The sequence below is a fragment of the Ligilactobacillus sp. ESL1201 genome (assembly GCF_058503265.1).
In genome coordinates this window covers 397,779-412,560 of the sequence record NZ_CP196362.1, presented here as the reverse complement: position 1 = coordinate 412,560, position 14,782 = coordinate 397,779, and the positions used below count along the sequence as shown (strand labels likewise).

16 protein-coding genes are annotated in these 14,782 nt (G+C 45.7%); 3 read left to right on the top strand and 13 right to left on the bottom strand.

All coding sequences use genetic code 11. The features are described 5' to 3' along the window. Positions 1-61: 61 nt before the first annotated feature. Both rpoE and ACSYSK_RS02015 read right to left on the bottom strand, forming a co-directional pair. A complete protein-coding gene (rpoE, locus tag ACSYSK_RS02020; RefSeq protein WP_491715839.1) occupies positions 62-610 on the bottom strand; it encodes a DNA-directed RNA polymerase subunit delta in 549 nt (182 codons plus the stop codon). Between the two features lie 44 nt (positions 611-654). Then, a complete protein-coding gene (locus ACSYSK_RS02015; RefSeq protein WP_491715298.1) occupies positions 655-1,089 on the bottom strand; it encodes a YwiB family protein in 435 nt (144 codons plus the stop codon). A gap of 72 nt (positions 1,090-1,161) precedes the next feature. On the opposite strand from ACSYSK_RS02015, the gene ACSYSK_RS02010 reads away from it, so the two are divergent. After that, positions 1,162-2,499 (top strand): HD domain-containing protein, encoded by a 1,338-nt coding sequence (locus tag ACSYSK_RS02010; RefSeq protein ID WP_491715297.1) that lies wholly within the window; start codon positions 1,162-1,164, stop codon positions 2,497-2,499. Between the two features lie 5 nt (positions 2,500-2,504). Here ACSYSK_RS02010 and ACSYSK_RS02005 read toward each other — a convergent pair whose 3' ends face one another. Genes ACSYSK_RS02005 through ACSYSK_RS01995 form a run of 3 tightly spaced genes read right to left on the bottom strand, consistent with a single transcriptional unit; the run spans position 2,505 to position 4,726 of the window. Beyond that, positions 2,505-2,858, bottom strand: coding sequence for a hypothetical protein (locus ACSYSK_RS02005; RefSeq protein WP_491715296.1), 354 nt, complete (start codon positions 2,856-2,858; stop codon positions 2,505-2,507). Next, the gene (locus ACSYSK_RS02000) at positions 2,845-3,633 is read right to left on the bottom strand and encodes a YibE/F family protein (protein ID WP_491715295.1); all 789 of its coding nucleotides are present in this window, start codon (positions 3,631-3,633) and stop codon (positions 2,845-2,847) included. The genes ACSYSK_RS02005 and ACSYSK_RS02000 overlap by 14 nt, the downstream gene beginning before the upstream one ends. Beyond that, complete coding sequence (locus tag ACSYSK_RS01995; protein WP_491715838.1) at positions 3,620-4,726, bottom strand: YibE/F family protein; 1,107 nt, start codon at positions 4,724-4,726, stop codon at positions 3,620-3,622. The genes ACSYSK_RS02000 and ACSYSK_RS01995 overlap by 14 nt, the downstream gene beginning before the upstream one ends. Positions 4,727-4,821: 95 nt before the next feature. Here ACSYSK_RS01995 and ACSYSK_RS01990 point away from each other — a divergent pair, with 95 nt between their 5' ends. Continuing rightward, positions 4,822-5,811, top strand: coding sequence for a biotin--[acetyl-CoA-carboxylase] ligase (locus ACSYSK_RS01990; RefSeq protein WP_491715294.1), 990 nt, complete (start codon positions 4,822-4,824; stop codon positions 5,809-5,811). A gap of 270 nt (positions 5,812-6,081) precedes the next feature. Here ACSYSK_RS01990 and ACSYSK_RS01985 read toward each other — a convergent pair whose 3' ends face one another. The 4 genes from ACSYSK_RS01985 to purR all read right to left on the bottom strand — a co-directional run bounded on the left by ACSYSK_RS01985 (position 6,082) and on the right by purR (position 10,791). After that, positions 6,082-7,059, bottom strand: coding sequence for a ribose-phosphate diphosphokinase (locus ACSYSK_RS01985; RefSeq protein ID WP_491715293.1), 978 nt, complete (start codon positions 7,057-7,059; stop codon positions 6,082-6,084). A gap of 95 nt (positions 7,060-7,154) precedes the next feature. Further along, on the bottom strand, positions 7,155-8,561 hold the full coding sequence (glmU, locus tag ACSYSK_RS01980; RefSeq protein WP_491715292.1) for a bifunctional UDP-N-acetylglucosamine diphosphorylase/glucosamine-1-phosphate N-acetyltransferase GlmU: 1,407 nt from the start codon (positions 8,559-8,561) through the stop codon (positions 7,155-7,157). A 333-nt stretch (positions 8,562-8,894) separates the two neighbouring features. Further along, positions 8,895-9,749, bottom strand: a complete 855-nt coding sequence (locus ACSYSK_RS01975) for a helix-turn-helix transcriptional regulator (protein WP_491715291.1) — start codon at positions 9,747-9,749, stop codon at positions 8,895-8,897. 202 nt (positions 9,750-9,951) lie between these two features. Beyond that, positions 9,952-10,791 carry a pur operon repressor gene (gene purR / locus ACSYSK_RS01970; RefSeq protein ID WP_491715290.1) on the bottom strand — a complete coding sequence of 280 codons (840 nt, stop codon included), beginning with the start codon at positions 10,789-10,791 and terminating at the stop codon, positions 9,952-9,954. 267 nt (positions 10,792-11,058) lie between these two features. Between purR and ispE the strand changes: the two genes are divergently transcribed. Continuing rightward, complete coding sequence (gene ispE, locus ACSYSK_RS01965; RefSeq protein ID WP_491715289.1) at positions 11,059-11,910, top strand: 4-(cytidine 5'-diphospho)-2-C-methyl-D-erythritol kinase; 852 nt, start codon at positions 11,059-11,061, stop codon at positions 11,908-11,910. Between the two features lie 293 nt (positions 11,911-12,203). On the opposite strand, the gene ACSYSK_RS01960 is transcribed toward ispE, so the two are convergent. The 4 genes from ACSYSK_RS01960 to ACSYSK_RS01945 all read right to left on the bottom strand — a co-directional run bounded on the left by ACSYSK_RS01960 (position 12,204) and on the right by ACSYSK_RS01945 (position 14,755). Further along, positions 12,204-12,440 carry a Veg family protein gene (locus ACSYSK_RS01960; protein ID WP_491715288.1) on the bottom strand — a complete coding sequence of 79 codons (237 nt, stop codon included), beginning with the start codon at positions 12,438-12,440 and terminating at the stop codon, positions 12,204-12,206. A 99-nt stretch (positions 12,441-12,539) separates the two neighbouring features. Next, a complete protein-coding gene (rsmA, locus tag ACSYSK_RS01955; RefSeq protein ID WP_491715287.1) occupies positions 12,540-13,424 on the bottom strand; it encodes a 16S rRNA (adenine(1518)-N(6)/adenine(1519)-N(6))-dimethyltransferase RsmA in 885 nt (294 codons plus the stop codon). Beyond that, the gene (gene rnmV / locus ACSYSK_RS01950; protein WP_491715286.1) at positions 13,414-13,992 is read right to left on the bottom strand and encodes a ribonuclease M5; all 579 of its coding nucleotides are present in this window, start codon (positions 13,990-13,992) and stop codon (positions 13,414-13,416) included. The genes rsmA and rnmV overlap by 11 nt, the downstream gene beginning before the upstream one ends. Continuing rightward, the gene (locus ACSYSK_RS01945; RefSeq protein WP_491715285.1) at positions 13,985-14,755 is read right to left on the bottom strand and encodes a TatD family hydrolase; all 771 of its coding nucleotides are present in this window, start codon (positions 14,753-14,755) and stop codon (positions 13,985-13,987) included. The genes rnmV and ACSYSK_RS01945 overlap by 8 nt, the downstream gene beginning before the upstream one ends. Positions 14,756-14,782 lie beyond the last annotated feature (27 nt).

The following is a 14,782-nucleotide window of genomic DNA, read 5'->3' as shown; positions in this document are numbered from 1 at the left end:
CATTAAATCTGAAGTGCCCAATTAGTATCATACATAACAACCAGACGTTCGTCAAGCAAAATTATTCTTCTTGATCGGCTAGATCCTCATCACTTAATTCCGACAACTGACCTTCGATCCCGTCCGGTAATTCCTCATCGTCATCGGTCTCTAAATCGGACAAGCTCGAACCGTATTCCTTTAATTCGGCATCATCCGTGTCGTCGGTATCATCATAATCTTGATTTTCATTTTCATCGTAATCAACCACATCATCGTCGACCACATCGTCATCCAAAAAGGCGTTCACCTTCTGGTGGCTTTTATGTCCTTCGTCATCTTCCTCGTCGGAATGCACTAAAGCCTCGTCGATCGATTCAAACGGGTACCATGAACGCAAGCCCCACAGATTATCACCTAAGGAAATAAAACTGCCGTCGATATTGAGGTCCGTGTAAAACTGTGCCAAGCGGGCCCGAATCTCTTCGTCACTTTTACCCAGATACTGCTGGATCTCGTTAGTTAAGTCAACAAAAGACATCACATCGCCTTTTTGCGTCAAAATTGCGCGTGCAACTTCGATCATCGACAGTTCCTTTTTATTCATACCCGTGAATTTTTCTAGTTTCAAACTAGCCCACGTCCTTTCCACAGTCTAAACTTCAGGATACAATATTAAGCAGTGAATTGCAAGCGAATCTGATACTTCCCCAGCTCCGTTTGTTCCGACAATAAAATGTAATCGATTGCAATCTTACCACGTAACGGATAATCTGCCAGTTTAATACTTAAATTCGGGGTCACGGTCACTAGTGGAATCTGCCCGTATGGTGTTTGGTAACGCGCGGTGATCTTCTTATTGCCCGCAAAATAGAGCCGGGAACGATTTTGCTCCTGTTTTCTCGTCAGCGCGATCTCTCCTTGATCATTGATCTTAAAAGTGACCGTTGCTGGTTTTTGGTTAGCTAATTTTTCTACGTAGCGTAAGTAAATCGTCGGTCCGATCTGAAAAAATTGGCCCGCGACGTCTTGTTCCAAATTATTGACTTGTCCGTCTTGAACATTTTGCGTTGCAATGTGGATCATGACAGCAACTTTATTTTCTTCCACTCCCAGTTCATCCTTTCAACTCAAGTCAAACATCATTCATGCTATAATTAACTTAATTATTACTATTTAGAGGTGATTATTATCTATCATACAACAAAGCTGCCACTGGAAAAAGTCTTACGCGACCCGATCCATAATTATATTTACATCCAACACCAGGTGATCTTAGAACTGATCAACACCCGTGAATTCCAGCGGTTACGCCGGATCCACCAACTCGGAACTTCTTCTTTGACGTTTCACGGCGCCGAACACTCCCGTTTCTCCCATTCGGTCGGTGTCTACGAGATCACCCGCCAAATTTGTGACCTATTCGCACGTAACTACCCGACACAAACTGCCGGCGATGGTTTATGGGACGATAACGAGCGTTTAGTCGCACTGTGTGCCGCGTTACTGCACGACATCGGCCACGGCCCGTACTCACACACCTTCGAACATATTTTTAATACTGATCACGAAGCGATGACCCGCCAGATCATCACCGACCCTCAAACTCAAGTCAACCAGATCTTACGCCAAGTCGCACCCGATTTTCCGGCCAAAGTCGCCAGCGTGATCGCTAAAACCTACCCCAATCCCCAAGTCGTCCAGATGATCTCGAGTCAAGCCGACGCCGACCGGATGGATTACTTGTTGCGCGATTCTTATTTTACCGGGACCAATTATGGCAATTTCGATTTAACACGGATCTTGCGTGTGATGCGCCCTTACCGCGACGGGATCACCTTTGACATCAGCGGGATGCACGCCGTCGAAGATTACATCGTCAGCCGTTTTCAAATGTACCAACAAGTTTACTTCCACCCCGTGTCCCGCTCAATGGAGGTCATTTTAGATCATTTATTACAACGAGCACGCAAGCTTTACCAGGAAAATCAACTGGAAGAAAGTGCGGCCACGGAATTATTGATCCCGTTTTTGACCGACAACTTTACACTTACCGACTACCTGACGCTCGACGACGGTGTGCTAAATACTTGTTTTGCCCTCTGGCGTAATGCGAGCGACCCAATTTTAAGCGACTTAGCACAACGTTTTTTGGACCGGCACCCGCTAAAATCCGTTCAAATCTTTGCAGATACCCAAAAATACCTGCCGACTCTTAAACAATTAGTCAAAAACGCCGGGTTTGATCCGACCTATTACACTGACACTAACGACAGCTACGATATGCCTTATGATGCCTACCGCCCCGACTCTCATTACGCACACAGTCAAATCGAGCTGACCCAAAAAGACCATACGCTAGTCGAACTGTCGACGATCAGCCCGTTGGTCAAGTCGATCACCGATAAAAAAAGTGGCGACGAGCGTTTCTTTTTCCCCAAAGAAATGCTGGCCCCCACTGAAGCAAACTCTGAATTCAAACGCTACCTGAAAAACGATCACTTAATAGCTCCTAATTAGTGTCACTAAAGAGTCACTACGATCGCACCGACGATCAACCAAATACCAACCAAGCCGCCGTTCACGCAAAACCGGTCCGTGTGCAGCGGCTGATTTTTTTGCCTGCCGACCTTGTGGACGTCGATTTGCTCTTGTTTTTCTTGGTCATCCCGGCGTAATTTTTGCCAGCCCGCTAACAAATGCGCATGCAACAAAACGTCGAGTAAAGCCAGACAAACCAGCAGCAGGCCACTCATAAAAAATAAATTGGAAAAAAATAGCTGCCGCCGGCTCACCACGGCAATTACCAGTAAAATTGCGAGCACTACTAGCGCGCAACCGTTTAGTTTCACATCGATCTTAGTGCTAATCTTTTTCATTTCGCTGCTTTTCCTCACTCGTCTTTGTAGTTCGGGGTTGTTTTCTGGCCAACAAATAAGTCGTGATCACTAACACCAAGATCACCGCCAACGCCGAATATAACACCAGCAAACATTCACCGACAAAAATCTTCGAATTAAAATAATACCCAAGACTATTATGCAACTTGTATAGCAAAACAAACAATGCCAAATCACTGCCAAACATCCCAAAAAATAGCGTATTAAAAGTCGTTCCCATGATTTGAAAACCGATGTGACGACCGCTGCTAAATACCTGTGAGTAAGTGATCTGGCTGTTTTGTTTGATGATTTCATTTAATCCGTTGGCAATCGCGATGGCGGCCTCGGCGATCGCTCCTAGCGTACTCAACACCGCCACCGCAACGACTAATTGTTCAAAATTAATGCCCACCAGCAGGTTAAAGGCTTCGATCTCTTCGGATTGTTCGGTAGCAAACCCTTTGACTTGAACGAAACGTTCCCACACCACGATCAACAACAACATGATGGCTAACACGATCACCGTCGCGATAAACGAAACGTTCGCGCTTTTTTCATCCGCACTGCCCCAATAGATCGTGATCGCCAGGATGCAAACTCCGGCAAATAAGGTCGTCCATAAAGGCGGAAATCCCACCGCCAACAATACCAGCGTCACAAACAAGAGCACAAAATTGACTAACAGAGCTAAAAAAGACAGTAGTCCGTTTTTACGACCGACAAGAACCAACAGGATTCCTAAGATCAAAGTCAAGATACTAATCGTGCGCATTTTTATTTCCCCCCAAAACTAATGCGGCTAAAGCACTGGCCGCGGGGATCACCAACGCGATCCCAATCCCACTGATCAAGGTTTGCACCACTCCCAAAGACATCGTCCACTCAAAGGTATAGGCAAAACTATTACCCGTTTTCAGGTATAAGATTCCCAAAGAAAAGGTTTCTGCAAAAAAAATCAGCAATAAAACGTTGATCAACGGTCCGCTGATTGCCTGTCCGACTTCCATCCCGGCGGTAAACAACTGTTTGAACCGCAAATGCTGCTGGGTGCGCCACAGTTCAAAGATCGTCGCCACGATATCGGTCGCAGCGTCCATCACTGCACCTAACAATCCCAACAGTGTGGCGGACAAAAAGAGTTGCTCGGGAGCTTGGGTGGCAAAATCTAACGCTTCATAATGAATATCATTGCCCAAGTGTAATACTATCGTCCCGATCACCAACGCCACACCAGTTCCACTGACGATCGCCAGCCAAGTCACTAAACACTGACGGCTAATTCCTAATACCAAGATCAAAGAAATCGTCGTCAAAATCAAGGCGCCGGCTACGAACAGCCAGAAAAAATGTGTTAAGTTTAACGTCACGTCTAACTTGATCAGTACCAAAAAAAGAATAAAATTAACGACCACGCTCAAGATCGTCTGTAAGCCACTGACGCGCATCAACAAAAGCAACGCGCCACCGACGATCCAACACAACAATAATAGGTACGTATCCCTCTTATAACCGGTCAACTGACCACTGAGCTGACCAGCAGTAGTCGTTCGTAACGTTAAAAAGACTTGCCGGCCCACGTAAAAGCGTTGATCCATTGCACCCGACTGACTCCAAGTATTAGTAAGATGCAACTTTTGTCCTCGCTTTTTTTGATTCAACAGCCTGACAGTTAGGTGCTGGTGGTACTGGCGGTCCGTATTTTTAAAATCGTCGACTGTCTGATGGCCCCGATCGTTACGCACTTTTTCGACTACTCCGACCTGCCTGTGATATAAAAAAGCATCATGCGTGGTCACACAAAATAATCCTAATGCACCGACCACCCAAAATAACAGCCAAAACCATTTTAGTGATAGCTTTTTCATTTCGATCCCCACTTTCAAACTCCTGAGCCTAATTTCCAATTGCATCTCGTGCTTTTTACTTTTATAATTTATTTAATTTAACGGGAGGGACTCGCATGAACACAACACAACGAATTCTAGCTATTTTAGCTAAACAAACTACTTATATCTCCGGACAAAAACTGGCCGACGAACTGCGAGTCTCTCGCACCGCGATCTGGAAAGCGATCCAAACCCTGCAAAAAAAGGGCTTTACGATCCACAGCAAGCAACATCTAGGCTACTTACTGGTCGATTCTGGGCTTTTAAGCACTACTTTTATCACTAAAAACCTGACTACTAAGATTCCACTGCACTTTGAACTCCATTCCAATTTAGCCTCGACTAACAGCCGGGCTAAAGAACTCGGCACGTTTGCTACCACCAAATTTCCCATGATAGTGATCAGTGACCAGCAGACTGACGGCTATGGCAGGTACGGCAGAAATTTTGCATCGCCCCCAAAAACTGGGATCTACCTCAGTATCTTGCTGACTAACCAGCAACTTAATTTTAACGCCGGCTTACTCACAACAGCTACCGCAGTCGCACTGTGCCGGACGATCGAAAAAAAATTACAGTTACAACCGACGATCAAGTGGGTCAATGACGTTTTAGTAGACGGTAAAAAAATCGCCGGGATCCTGACCGAAGGAGTCACAGACCTCGAAAACGGAGCACTCAAACAAATCATCGTCGGTTGTGGGATCAATTTTTTAACCGATCCGACCACGTTTCCACCTGAATTACAAAAACGCGCCGGCTCACTCCGAAAAGCCGCGCAAAAATGCCACGTCTCCCGTAACGAATTTATCGGTAGCTACTTATCCGAATTCTTCGCACTTTACGAGCACTACACGACGGCCCAACACATGGACGCTTACCGCCGCTACTGCTCTACCCTCAAAAAACACGTCACGATCACCCAGGGTAATAAACAAACTCAGGGCATCGCGGCCGATATCAGTGATACGGGACAGCTGATCTTAGCCGACGGTCAAGTCTTTGATTCCGGTGAGATCACGAAGATCAGAAAAACAGATCAAGCCCCAGAAAAAGACGACTAACAACTAAACTTACGGGTATACAAACGGAGTTGGGACAAAAAGCGCAAACTGCTGCCTTTTTGGAGCACGATCAAACAAGCTGTGAGTCAAGCAGGTTAAGTCGTGGACTAAGTGGCACTGACAAGCAAATCCTGTACTTAGATTTGTTTGTCAGTGTCCTTAGTACCTAGACTGCTGGCTTGAAAAACGCGATTAAGTCTATTACTTACGGAAAACAAAAAAGTGGCTGGGACAAAACCAAGTTTTGTACCAGCCACTTTATTTTCACCACTAAACTTGGGCGTGAAAACGATTTTTAAATAATGGACTAACGGGCTTGTCTTCGTGTACTAATTTGATGGCAGCACCGATCAGTGGGCCGACAGAAACTTTAACCAGTTTATCTATCTGCTTTTCGGGCGCTAAATCGATCGAATCAGTGACTACCAACTCTTTGATCGGTGAATTTTCGATCCGCTGAGTAGCAGCACCCGACAAGACTGGATGAGTTGCACAGGCATAAACTTCGGTGGCACCCGCATCGATCAGGGCCTGAGCCGCCAAAGTGATCGTCCCCGCCGTATCGATCATGTCGTCGATCAAAATACATTTCTTATCCTTAACGGCACCGATGATATTCATGACTTCCGCCACATTAGCTCGGGGACGCCGTTTATCGATGATCGCAATCGGCGCTTTCAAAAACTCGGCCAGTTTCCGGGCCCGCGTTACGCCACCGTGATCAGGCGAAACTACCACAGCGTCTTTTTCTAAACCATGGTTCAAAAAATAATCCGCTAATAAAGGAGCCCCCATCAAATGATCGACGGGAATATCAAAGAAACCTTGAATCTGAGCCGCATGTAAATCTAACGCGATCATGCGGTTAGCACCGGCTTTTTCCAGCATGTCGGCTACTAACTTAGCGGTGATCGGCTCACGCGAACGCACTTTGCGATCCTGGCGCGCATAGCCATAATAAGGGATCACCACGTTGATCGTATGGGCACTTGCTCGCCGCAACGCATCGATCATGATCAGTAATTCCATCAAATTGTCGTTGACCGGTGCAGAAGTGGACTGTACGATAAAAATATCATCACCGCGAATACTCTCTTCGATATTGATCCGAATCTCACCATCACTGAAACGGTCTACCGAAGTTTTACCTAAAGGCACACCGACAGCTTCCGCAATTTTTTGTGCCAAAGGTTTATTAGAATTCAAAGCAAAAATTTTCAGCTTCGAATCGTTATAGTGTCCAGACATAACAGCCTCCATTAGTCATTTAAATGTTCAATTTTCCCTATCTATCTTAATGCAAAGTTCCGTTTAAAAGCAAGTGTTTTAGCATTAGACCTCTGCTATTGTTCGTTTTTTTTCTCTTTTTGTTGTGCGGCGTGTGCGACGGGATAGTGATCATAGTAACCGGATTTATTGACCTGTCTGCCCCGCGCGATCGCCATGTCATGAGGAGCAACATCATCCGTGATCGTCGACCCCGCGGCTACATAACTATGGTCACCCAATTCAAGGGGAGCGATCAGCGTGCTACCGCTACCGACAAAGGAATAATCGCCCACGTTGGTGTGATGTTTATTTTCGCCGTCGTAGTTGACAAAAACAGTCCCGCAGCCCACGTTGATCTCCTTGCCTAAAGTAGCATCACCCACATAAGTCAAATGCCCCACCTTAGTATTGGCACCGATCTGCGCTTTTTTCACCTCGACAAAATTACCAATGTGCACGTTGGCGCCGATCTGTGCCTGAGGCCGCAAATGGCTGTACGGACCAATGTCAGAACCATCTGCCATCACCGCCTGTTCTAGCAGTGAGGACTTGACGGTCACGTGATCGCCTAAAATACTATCACATAACTGCGACTGGGCACCGATCAAACAATTTTTACCAATTTTGGTATTTCCTTTTAAATAAACGCCGGGTTCGATCACCGTGTCGTTACCGATCTGGACGTCACAATCAATGTAAGTCGTTGTCGGGTCGATCAGCGTTACCCCGTTTTCAAGGTGTTTGCGGTTAATACGCTGCTGTAACACCCGAGTGGCTTTAGCCAGTGCGGCGCGATCGTTGACACCTAACGATTCCGTAAAATCCTTCATCTGATAAGCAGCGATAATTTTTCCTTTTTTACGCAAAACCTCGATCACGTCGGTCAAATAATACTCGCCTTGCACATTATCGTTGGTGATTTGATGGAGAGCCGCAAACAACTCTTCATTATCAAAACAATACACGCCCGTGTTGATTTCTTGGATCGCTTCTTGTTGCTCGTTAGCGTCTTTTTGCTCGACGACTTTATCTACGATCCCAATTTCATTTCTAACGATCCGCCCGTAGCCAAAAGGGTGCGGCGTATTAGCGGTCAAGATCGTCGCCACCGCCCCTTTCGACTGGTGATATTCCAGTAATTCAGCAAAGGTTTCGGCGGTAAACAACGGCGTATCGCCACAAGCGATCAACGTCGTACCTTTTTTGCCGCCCAGTAACCGCTCCGCCTGTAAGACGGCATGGCCCGTTCCTAATTGTTCTTCTTGGATCACATAATCAGTTTGGTCTTTTAAAGTTTCTTTAACTTGATTAGCACCTTGGCTAACAACTGTCACGATTTTTTCCATTTGGTTTTTTTGGATCTGGTTTAAGACGTGAGCTACCATTGGCTTACCGCACACTGGGTGCAATACTTTGTATAGGCCGGATTTCATTCTGGTACCGCGTCCTGCTGCTAAGATCACCGCATATTTTGAAGTCATCTAACTGCTCCTTATTATAAATTGATTCCCTTGAGCATAATAACCCAGATGGAAGGTAAACGCAATTAGACAAGCTGTGAAGTCAAGCGTTTAGCAGGCGAGCACTAACCTAGCTGGGAAGTAAAGTCTGAACTTGGGCTTTGCTTAGCAGCGTAGTTAGGCACAGCCTGCTGCTTGACGGAACGCAATTAGACAAGCTGTGAAAGCTGGCGTTCAGCCGCTGAGCATTAACCTAGCAAGACAAGCAAGTTGAACTGGACTTGATTGTCTTCATTTACAATGATACAAAAAGAAGCCGAGACCAAATTCGTCCCCGCCTCTCGCATACATATCTTAGTGTGGCAAATAACCCAAATCATTTAACAGTTTAGTTGTTTTTTTCAAGTATACCTGGTCTTGAGAAAACGACGAAAATGCCCACGATTTTAACAAATACTCGCTGGCCTTAGTCGTCCATTTACCGGCCTTATCATGCAACACTAACGCGTTAGTGTAGTACAATGCGTCCACAAATACCGGTGTAAAGTGCTTGTTAGCAAAAGTCAGCGCCTCAGCTAAAACTTCCGCGCACTTATCAAAATCAAGTACGTGATAGTAGTAGCGCGTCAAGCTTTCCCAAATAAACAAGGCCCAAAAAACGTAATCGTCGAGGTTGATATTAGTCAGTAACCCCGGGACCTGTTCAAAATAAAAACTAGCTTTATTGTTTTCCTTGCGTTCTAAGTAAACGACGCCCAGTTCACACGTTGATAACACCGTATAGATATCGACTTGTTTATTACGCATCTGCAAGATCCGGTTAAAACCAAACAAGGCGTCTTCAAAATCTCGCGTCTGCCACATTTTAGCGTCAGTTTGCAAGAATAAGTAATGTGATTCCTGTTCACTATCCGTGATATTTTTGATCTTATTTAATACAGCCAAGGTCTGGTCGTATTCATAATTCATACTGTGCTTGTCAGCTTCGTCTAAATACCGTTGGGCCGTTAACACTTCATTATCGACCACTACGTCTTCTAATTTTAACCCTAACCGAGAAATGATTTTAGCTAAAATATCCCCCCGTGGCGAAGTTGAATTCCGCTCCAGCAAGCTGATCGTTCCTTGTGTCGTAATTCCTTTCGCTAAATCTTGTTGCGAGATCCCCAACTTTTTGCGCGTCTCCCTTATTTTTTTGCCGTCGATCATACTTTTCCCCCTCTTTACTAGAACCGTTATTCATTACCACAAAATCATTCTACTCAAATTTTAATATAATTAACAGCACTCACATTATAAAATATAATAATTTTCTCTTAATTGTCAACCGCTAACAAAAAATTAAAATCAAAATTTGCTAATAAATTTTAGCCTAAATTAACAATTACTCCCCCGTGTAAACCCATGGCCCTTATCTTCCCGGCTGTTCAAACACCCGACTCAAATAGCTCCCCGCGCTAACGTCGATCATTTTATTTTCGGTGTCAACGTGATTAACTTTTAATAATGACGTATAATCGGTGACCATTCTTTTACCAGTAAACGCCCCTTCGGCAAAAACGGTGATCCCAACTAATTCCGAATCAAATTCTTCGATCATCGACCGCATGCCGTTGACGGTGCCGCCACCCTTAATAAAATCGTCGACCACTAAAACATGAGAACCGCGCTTTAAACTCCGCTTTGAAAGTTCCATTTTTTCGATCCGTTCGCTAGAACCGGAAACATAATTGACCGATACCGTGGCGCCTTCAGTGATCTTAGAATCACGCCGCACGATCACAAAGGGAACGTTCAGGTATTCGGAAACACTTTGCGCGATCGGCACACCCTTAGTTGCCACCGTCATCACCGCATCGATCTGTTGTCCTAAATACTGGCGTGCGATCACCCGCCCGATCTTGCGCAAAACAGCCGGGTTGCCTAACAAGTCTGACAAATAAACGTAACCTCCGGGCAGTAGCCTACTTTTAGCGGACAATTCTTTGACCATCTCGGCGATAAAAGTGCGCACTTCACTTTCCGCGATCGAAGGAATAAAACGCGCTCCACCAGTTGCTCCGGGAATGGTTTCTAAAATGCCGATCCCCCGGGCGCGAAAAGTGCGTTTAACAATCCCCAGATCCTCTGAGATCGACGATTTAGCGGAACCATAACGTTTCGCAAAAAAAGTCAAAGAAATCACAGTATGTGGCCGTTGCATTAAGTAATTAGTAATATCGATCAATCTTTCGCTTCTTCTGATTTTCATTTTAACTTCCCCCAGATTAGTATAGTTTAACTTATCAGTGTTCGCTTTTTTATGTAAAAATTCCCCAATCAATGAGATTTAACTCCTTAATAAGGGCTGTAAGCTAACGTTCGGTTATTATAAATTGCAAAATTAAGGCTATCACTTTTAGGAGGCAAACGCAACTCTCATTAAAGCCGACTTATCATTAATTAAGCTAGTGCTTTTAAAATTCAAAGTTAACCTATATAATGAAAAATAATACCCAAATAGAAATCAGGTGAGACCTTGGAGCAGCTAGTAAAGGCACCGGCAAAGCTCAACCTTTGCTTGGACACGCCCTACCGCCACCAAAACGGCCAGCCCGAATGGCAAATGGCTATGACTGCGATCGATTTAGCAGACAGGATCAGCATTCAGTCCCTGACAAATACCCGGAAAATCACCGTAGAAAGCGACGCAGATTTTTTACCAGCCGACGGCCGCAACTTGAGTTACCAAGCCGCGGCTAAAATCAAAAAAATGTTTCAGATCACCACCGGCTTACAAATCAACATCTCCAAAAAAATCCCCGTTTCGGCGGGAATGGGCGGTGGTTCGGCCGACGCCGCTGCAGTTTTACGGGCTTTAAATCAAATGTGGCACTTACAATTAAATAACGCACAGTTGGCAAAAATCGGACTCGAAATCGATTCCGACGTTCCTTTTTGCGTTTACAGTCAATCGGCGATCGTCACGGGCAGAGGCGAGATCGTTACCCCACTGGCAATGCCTGCGATGTGGTTTGTGATCGTCAAACCACTGATCAGCGTTTCGACACCCCGGATCTTAAAACAGATCGACTACCAAAAACTACATCACCTAGACTTGGGTGCCTTTATTAGCGCCGCACGAGAAAATAACTTCGCCCAAATGACCGCCAACATGGGAAACGTCTTAGAACCGATCACCATGGGAGAATACGAAGAAGTGCGCAAGATCAAAAATAAAATGCTCCAGTTTGGAGTCAACGCCGCGGTAATGAGTGGAACGGGCCCGACAGTTTTTGGCGTTTGTCAGCAACGTTCTCAGGCCCTGCGCGTTTACAACAGCTTACGTGGGTTTTGCCCGCAGGTATATTTGGTGAGACAAAACAACTAAGACGTAAAAGCTAGCGGTTGGTCGCTGAAGTTAACCTAACTGGGAACTCGGGTTTTGTTTTTAGCATAGTTAAACTAAGCGGCCGCCAGCTGGGACACGATTAAAACAAGCTGTAAAGCCATGTCGCTTAGTCCCAAAATTACCATAAAAAAAGGAACTGCGACAAAATCAATTTGCCCCAGTCCCTTTTGTATCTCCGTAAATAATAGGCTAAGCACGGTACTCAAAATAATTAGCTTCCTCGCTTCTTGTGCCGCCAGCCATCATAACCCGTGGTTGTTTTTCAGCTCAACTTATTCACTATCAAAATCTAAAGCAATATTCTTCGTTAAAACATCCGTATAACTATACGAAACCCGTTTTAATGCGTCCTTTTGATCCAGTTCAACTACAAAAACAGCCGGAAAAGTTTCACGCAATACTCCGTGTTTAGTAGTCGCCTTTTTGCGCCCGACTTGAGTCGTTACCGTCAAATTATTACCGATCCGATTATCAAGGCGCTTTTTAATTGCAGCCAGTGTCAGCGGCATAACCTCAACCCCTTCGTGCGTTCTATTATACCATAATTAGATAAAAATTTCAATTTTACCATAACAACACACGAAAATGCAATAGTTAAACTAATTTTATCATTTAATTTTAAGGCCGCACCGAGACAAAGCCGCACTCATTGCAATAAATTGCTCCAAGCTAAGCGTCTCGGCTCGCACCTGCGGCGAGATCTTCACCTGAGCTAAAACTGCCTGCAACTTCTCTTTAGTGTCCTCTTCCCTGCCAAAAGTCCCTAACAAGTTGTTCCATAAATTTTTCCTCTTATGCATAAAGCTGCCGCGCACTACCCGATTGAAATAGTCTTCATCTTCCGTGCTTAACCGTGGCTGCTTTTTTTGAAGCACAATGATCGCCGAATCGACAGCCGGTTGGGGAATAAACGCAGTCCTCGGAACCTTGAATTTGATCTGAGCGTCTGCGCGGTACTCAATTTCAACAGTCAGTGAACCGTATTGTCTCCCCCCCGGAGCAGCCGTAAAACGCTGCGCCACTTCTAGCTGCAACATCACCGTGATAGACGCAAAAGCGGCAGGCGCAGCCAGTACCTTAGTAATGATGGGCGTCGTGATATAGTACGGCAAATTAGCCACGATCTTCACCGGATGCTTGCCATCGAAATAACGGTCCAGCAACTCGGCTAGATCCGCTTGCAAAATATCCTGGTGGATAATAGTCACGTTAGTATAGTCAGCCAACGTTTCTGCCAAAACGGGTAGCAGATCTTGATCGATCTCTAATCCCAACACGTGGTGTGCTTTTTTAGCCAGTTGTTCTGTCAACGCACCGATCCCCGGACCAATTTCAAGCACATCGTCATTTTCATCTACCTCTGCCGCCGCCACGATCTGCTGCAAAACGTCCAAGTCCGTTAAGAAATTTTGTCCCAAACTTTTTTTAGAACGTAAACCATACGTAGCCATGATCGCCCGGGTACGCGTCGGCGAACCAATTTCATAATCCATGTTTTTCCTCCCACTTTTGCACGTCTTTAAGTGCCGCCGCAAAATCTGCAGCCGTCACTTGAAATAGTTTAAGCCGCTTATACAACTGCTTACCGTTGACGTAACCGAGCTGCAAGCTTTCGCACAACACCGTTCGTTTCTGCTTGGCGTGCGGTCCGGCAACTAGTCCAGCGGCTAACAGGTCTTCTTTAGTGATCAATTCTTGTCCCGCCGGTTTTTCCGTGTAAACGTGGGCTAACGCCTGCCGAATGGCACGGGGACTAGCGTGTTCTACTCCTAGGCTCCCCTTCTTATGAGGACGAGCCGCTTTCTTAGCCAAAAAAGCGTGCTTAACTCCGGGGACTGCCTGTTGGATCGTATTTCTAATTTTTTCACCGGGAAAATCCGGATCGGTAAAAACGATCACACCCCGGGTCTGATTCAAGCGGGCGATCTGTTTTAACGTAGCTTCATCGATCGCAGAACCCCGAGTTTCTAACGTGTCGGCGTTGAGGGCTTCTTTGATCCTTTTGGTATCGTCTTTGCCTTCAACTACGATCACTTCTTGCACGTTTGGTTTTTCAGTCATTGATATGCAGCACTCTTTTCGTATTTTTAGTAGTGATTGCCGCGAGTTGGGCGGCGGAAACGTGCACTAACTGAGCCACGTATTCCAAAGTATAACGGGTCAGCGCAGGCTCATTTAATTTACCACGGTAGGGAACGGGTGTCAGGTACGGCGCATCGGTTTCTACCAGCAAGTGTTCCACAGGCGTTGCTAAGGCAGCCTGCCTTACTTCTTGCGCCTTGTTAAAAGTGATCACTCCGCTATAAGAAAGTTCCATTCCCAGGTCCAAAAAACGCTGGGCCCAAGATGCATTGCCGTTGAAATTATGCATGATCCCGCCATAACACCCGACGTCTGCTTTTTTTAACAGGCAATAACAATCGGCAAAGGCCTCCCGGTTATGCACGCAAACCGGCAAGTGTAACTCCTTAGCCAACATTAACTGGTCCCAAAAAACTTTTTGCTGTAAGTCAGGGGCAACGTCACAATGATAGTCCAAACCAATTTCACCAACAGCCACCATTTTGGGCCGTTGCAGCGCCGTTGCCAGTTGGCGTCTTACTTGTTGATCGTATTTAGCAGCGTCTTCTGGGTGACAGCCCAACGCTCCGTACACGTTCTGGTATTTTGCTAACAACGTAGTCAATGCTACCGTACTGGGCTTATCATAACCTAAAACTAACATTCTCGTCACGCCCGCCGCTTGCGCCCGTAAGATCACGTCGGGCACATCATTAGCAAATTCAGTGGCGTTGATATGCGTGTGCGAATCAAAAATTTCCATTAGTTTGACCTTCTTTCCCCGCTTAAG

Bases quoted from the DNA above. Each gene is read 5' to 3' on its own strand.
- ACSYSK_RS01975 (WP_491715291.1), bottom strand. From the start codon at position 9,749: ATGATCGACGGCAAAAAAATAAGGGAGACGCGCAAAAAGTTGGGGATC.
- rsmA (WP_491715287.1), bottom strand. From the start codon at position 13,424: ATGGATTATGAAATTGGTTCGCCGACGCGTACCCGGGCGATCATGGCT.
- ACSYSK_RS01945 (WP_491715285.1), bottom strand. From the start codon at position 14,755: ATGGAAATTTTTGATTCGCACACGCATATCAACGCCACTGAATTTGCT.
- ACSYSK_RS01995 (WP_491715838.1), bottom strand. From the start codon at position 4,726: ATGAAAAAGCTATCACTAAAATGGTTTTGGCTGTTATTTTGGGTGGTC.
- ACSYSK_RS02005 (WP_491715296.1), bottom strand. From the start codon at position 2,858: ATGAAAAAGATTAGCACTAAGATCGATGTGAAACTAAACGGTTGCGCG.
- ACSYSK_RS02000 (WP_491715295.1), bottom strand. From the start codon at position 3,633: ATGCGCACGATTAGTATCTTGACTTTGATCTTAGGAATCCTGTTGGTT.
- rnmV (WP_491715286.1), bottom strand. From the start codon at position 13,992: ATGACTGAAAAACCAAACGTGCAAGAAGTGATCGTAGTTGAAGGCAAA.
- purR (WP_491715290.1), bottom strand. From the start codon at position 10,791: ATGAAAATCAGAAGAAGCGAAAGATTGATCGATATTACTAATTACTTA.
- ACSYSK_RS01990 (WP_491715294.1), top strand. From the start codon at position 4,822: ATGAACACAACACAACGAATTCTAGCTATTTTAGCTAAACAAACTACT.
- ACSYSK_RS01985 (WP_491715293.1), bottom strand. From the start codon at position 7,059: ATGTCTGGACACTATAACGATTCGAAGCTGAAAATTTTTGCTTTGAAT.
- ACSYSK_RS01960 (WP_491715288.1), bottom strand. From the start codon at position 12,440: ATGCCGCTGACACTGGCTGCAATTAAAAAGCGCCTTGATAATCGGATC.
- glmU (WP_491715292.1), bottom strand. From the start codon at position 8,561: ATGACTTCAAAATATGCGGTGATCTTAGCAGCAGGACGCGGTACCAGA.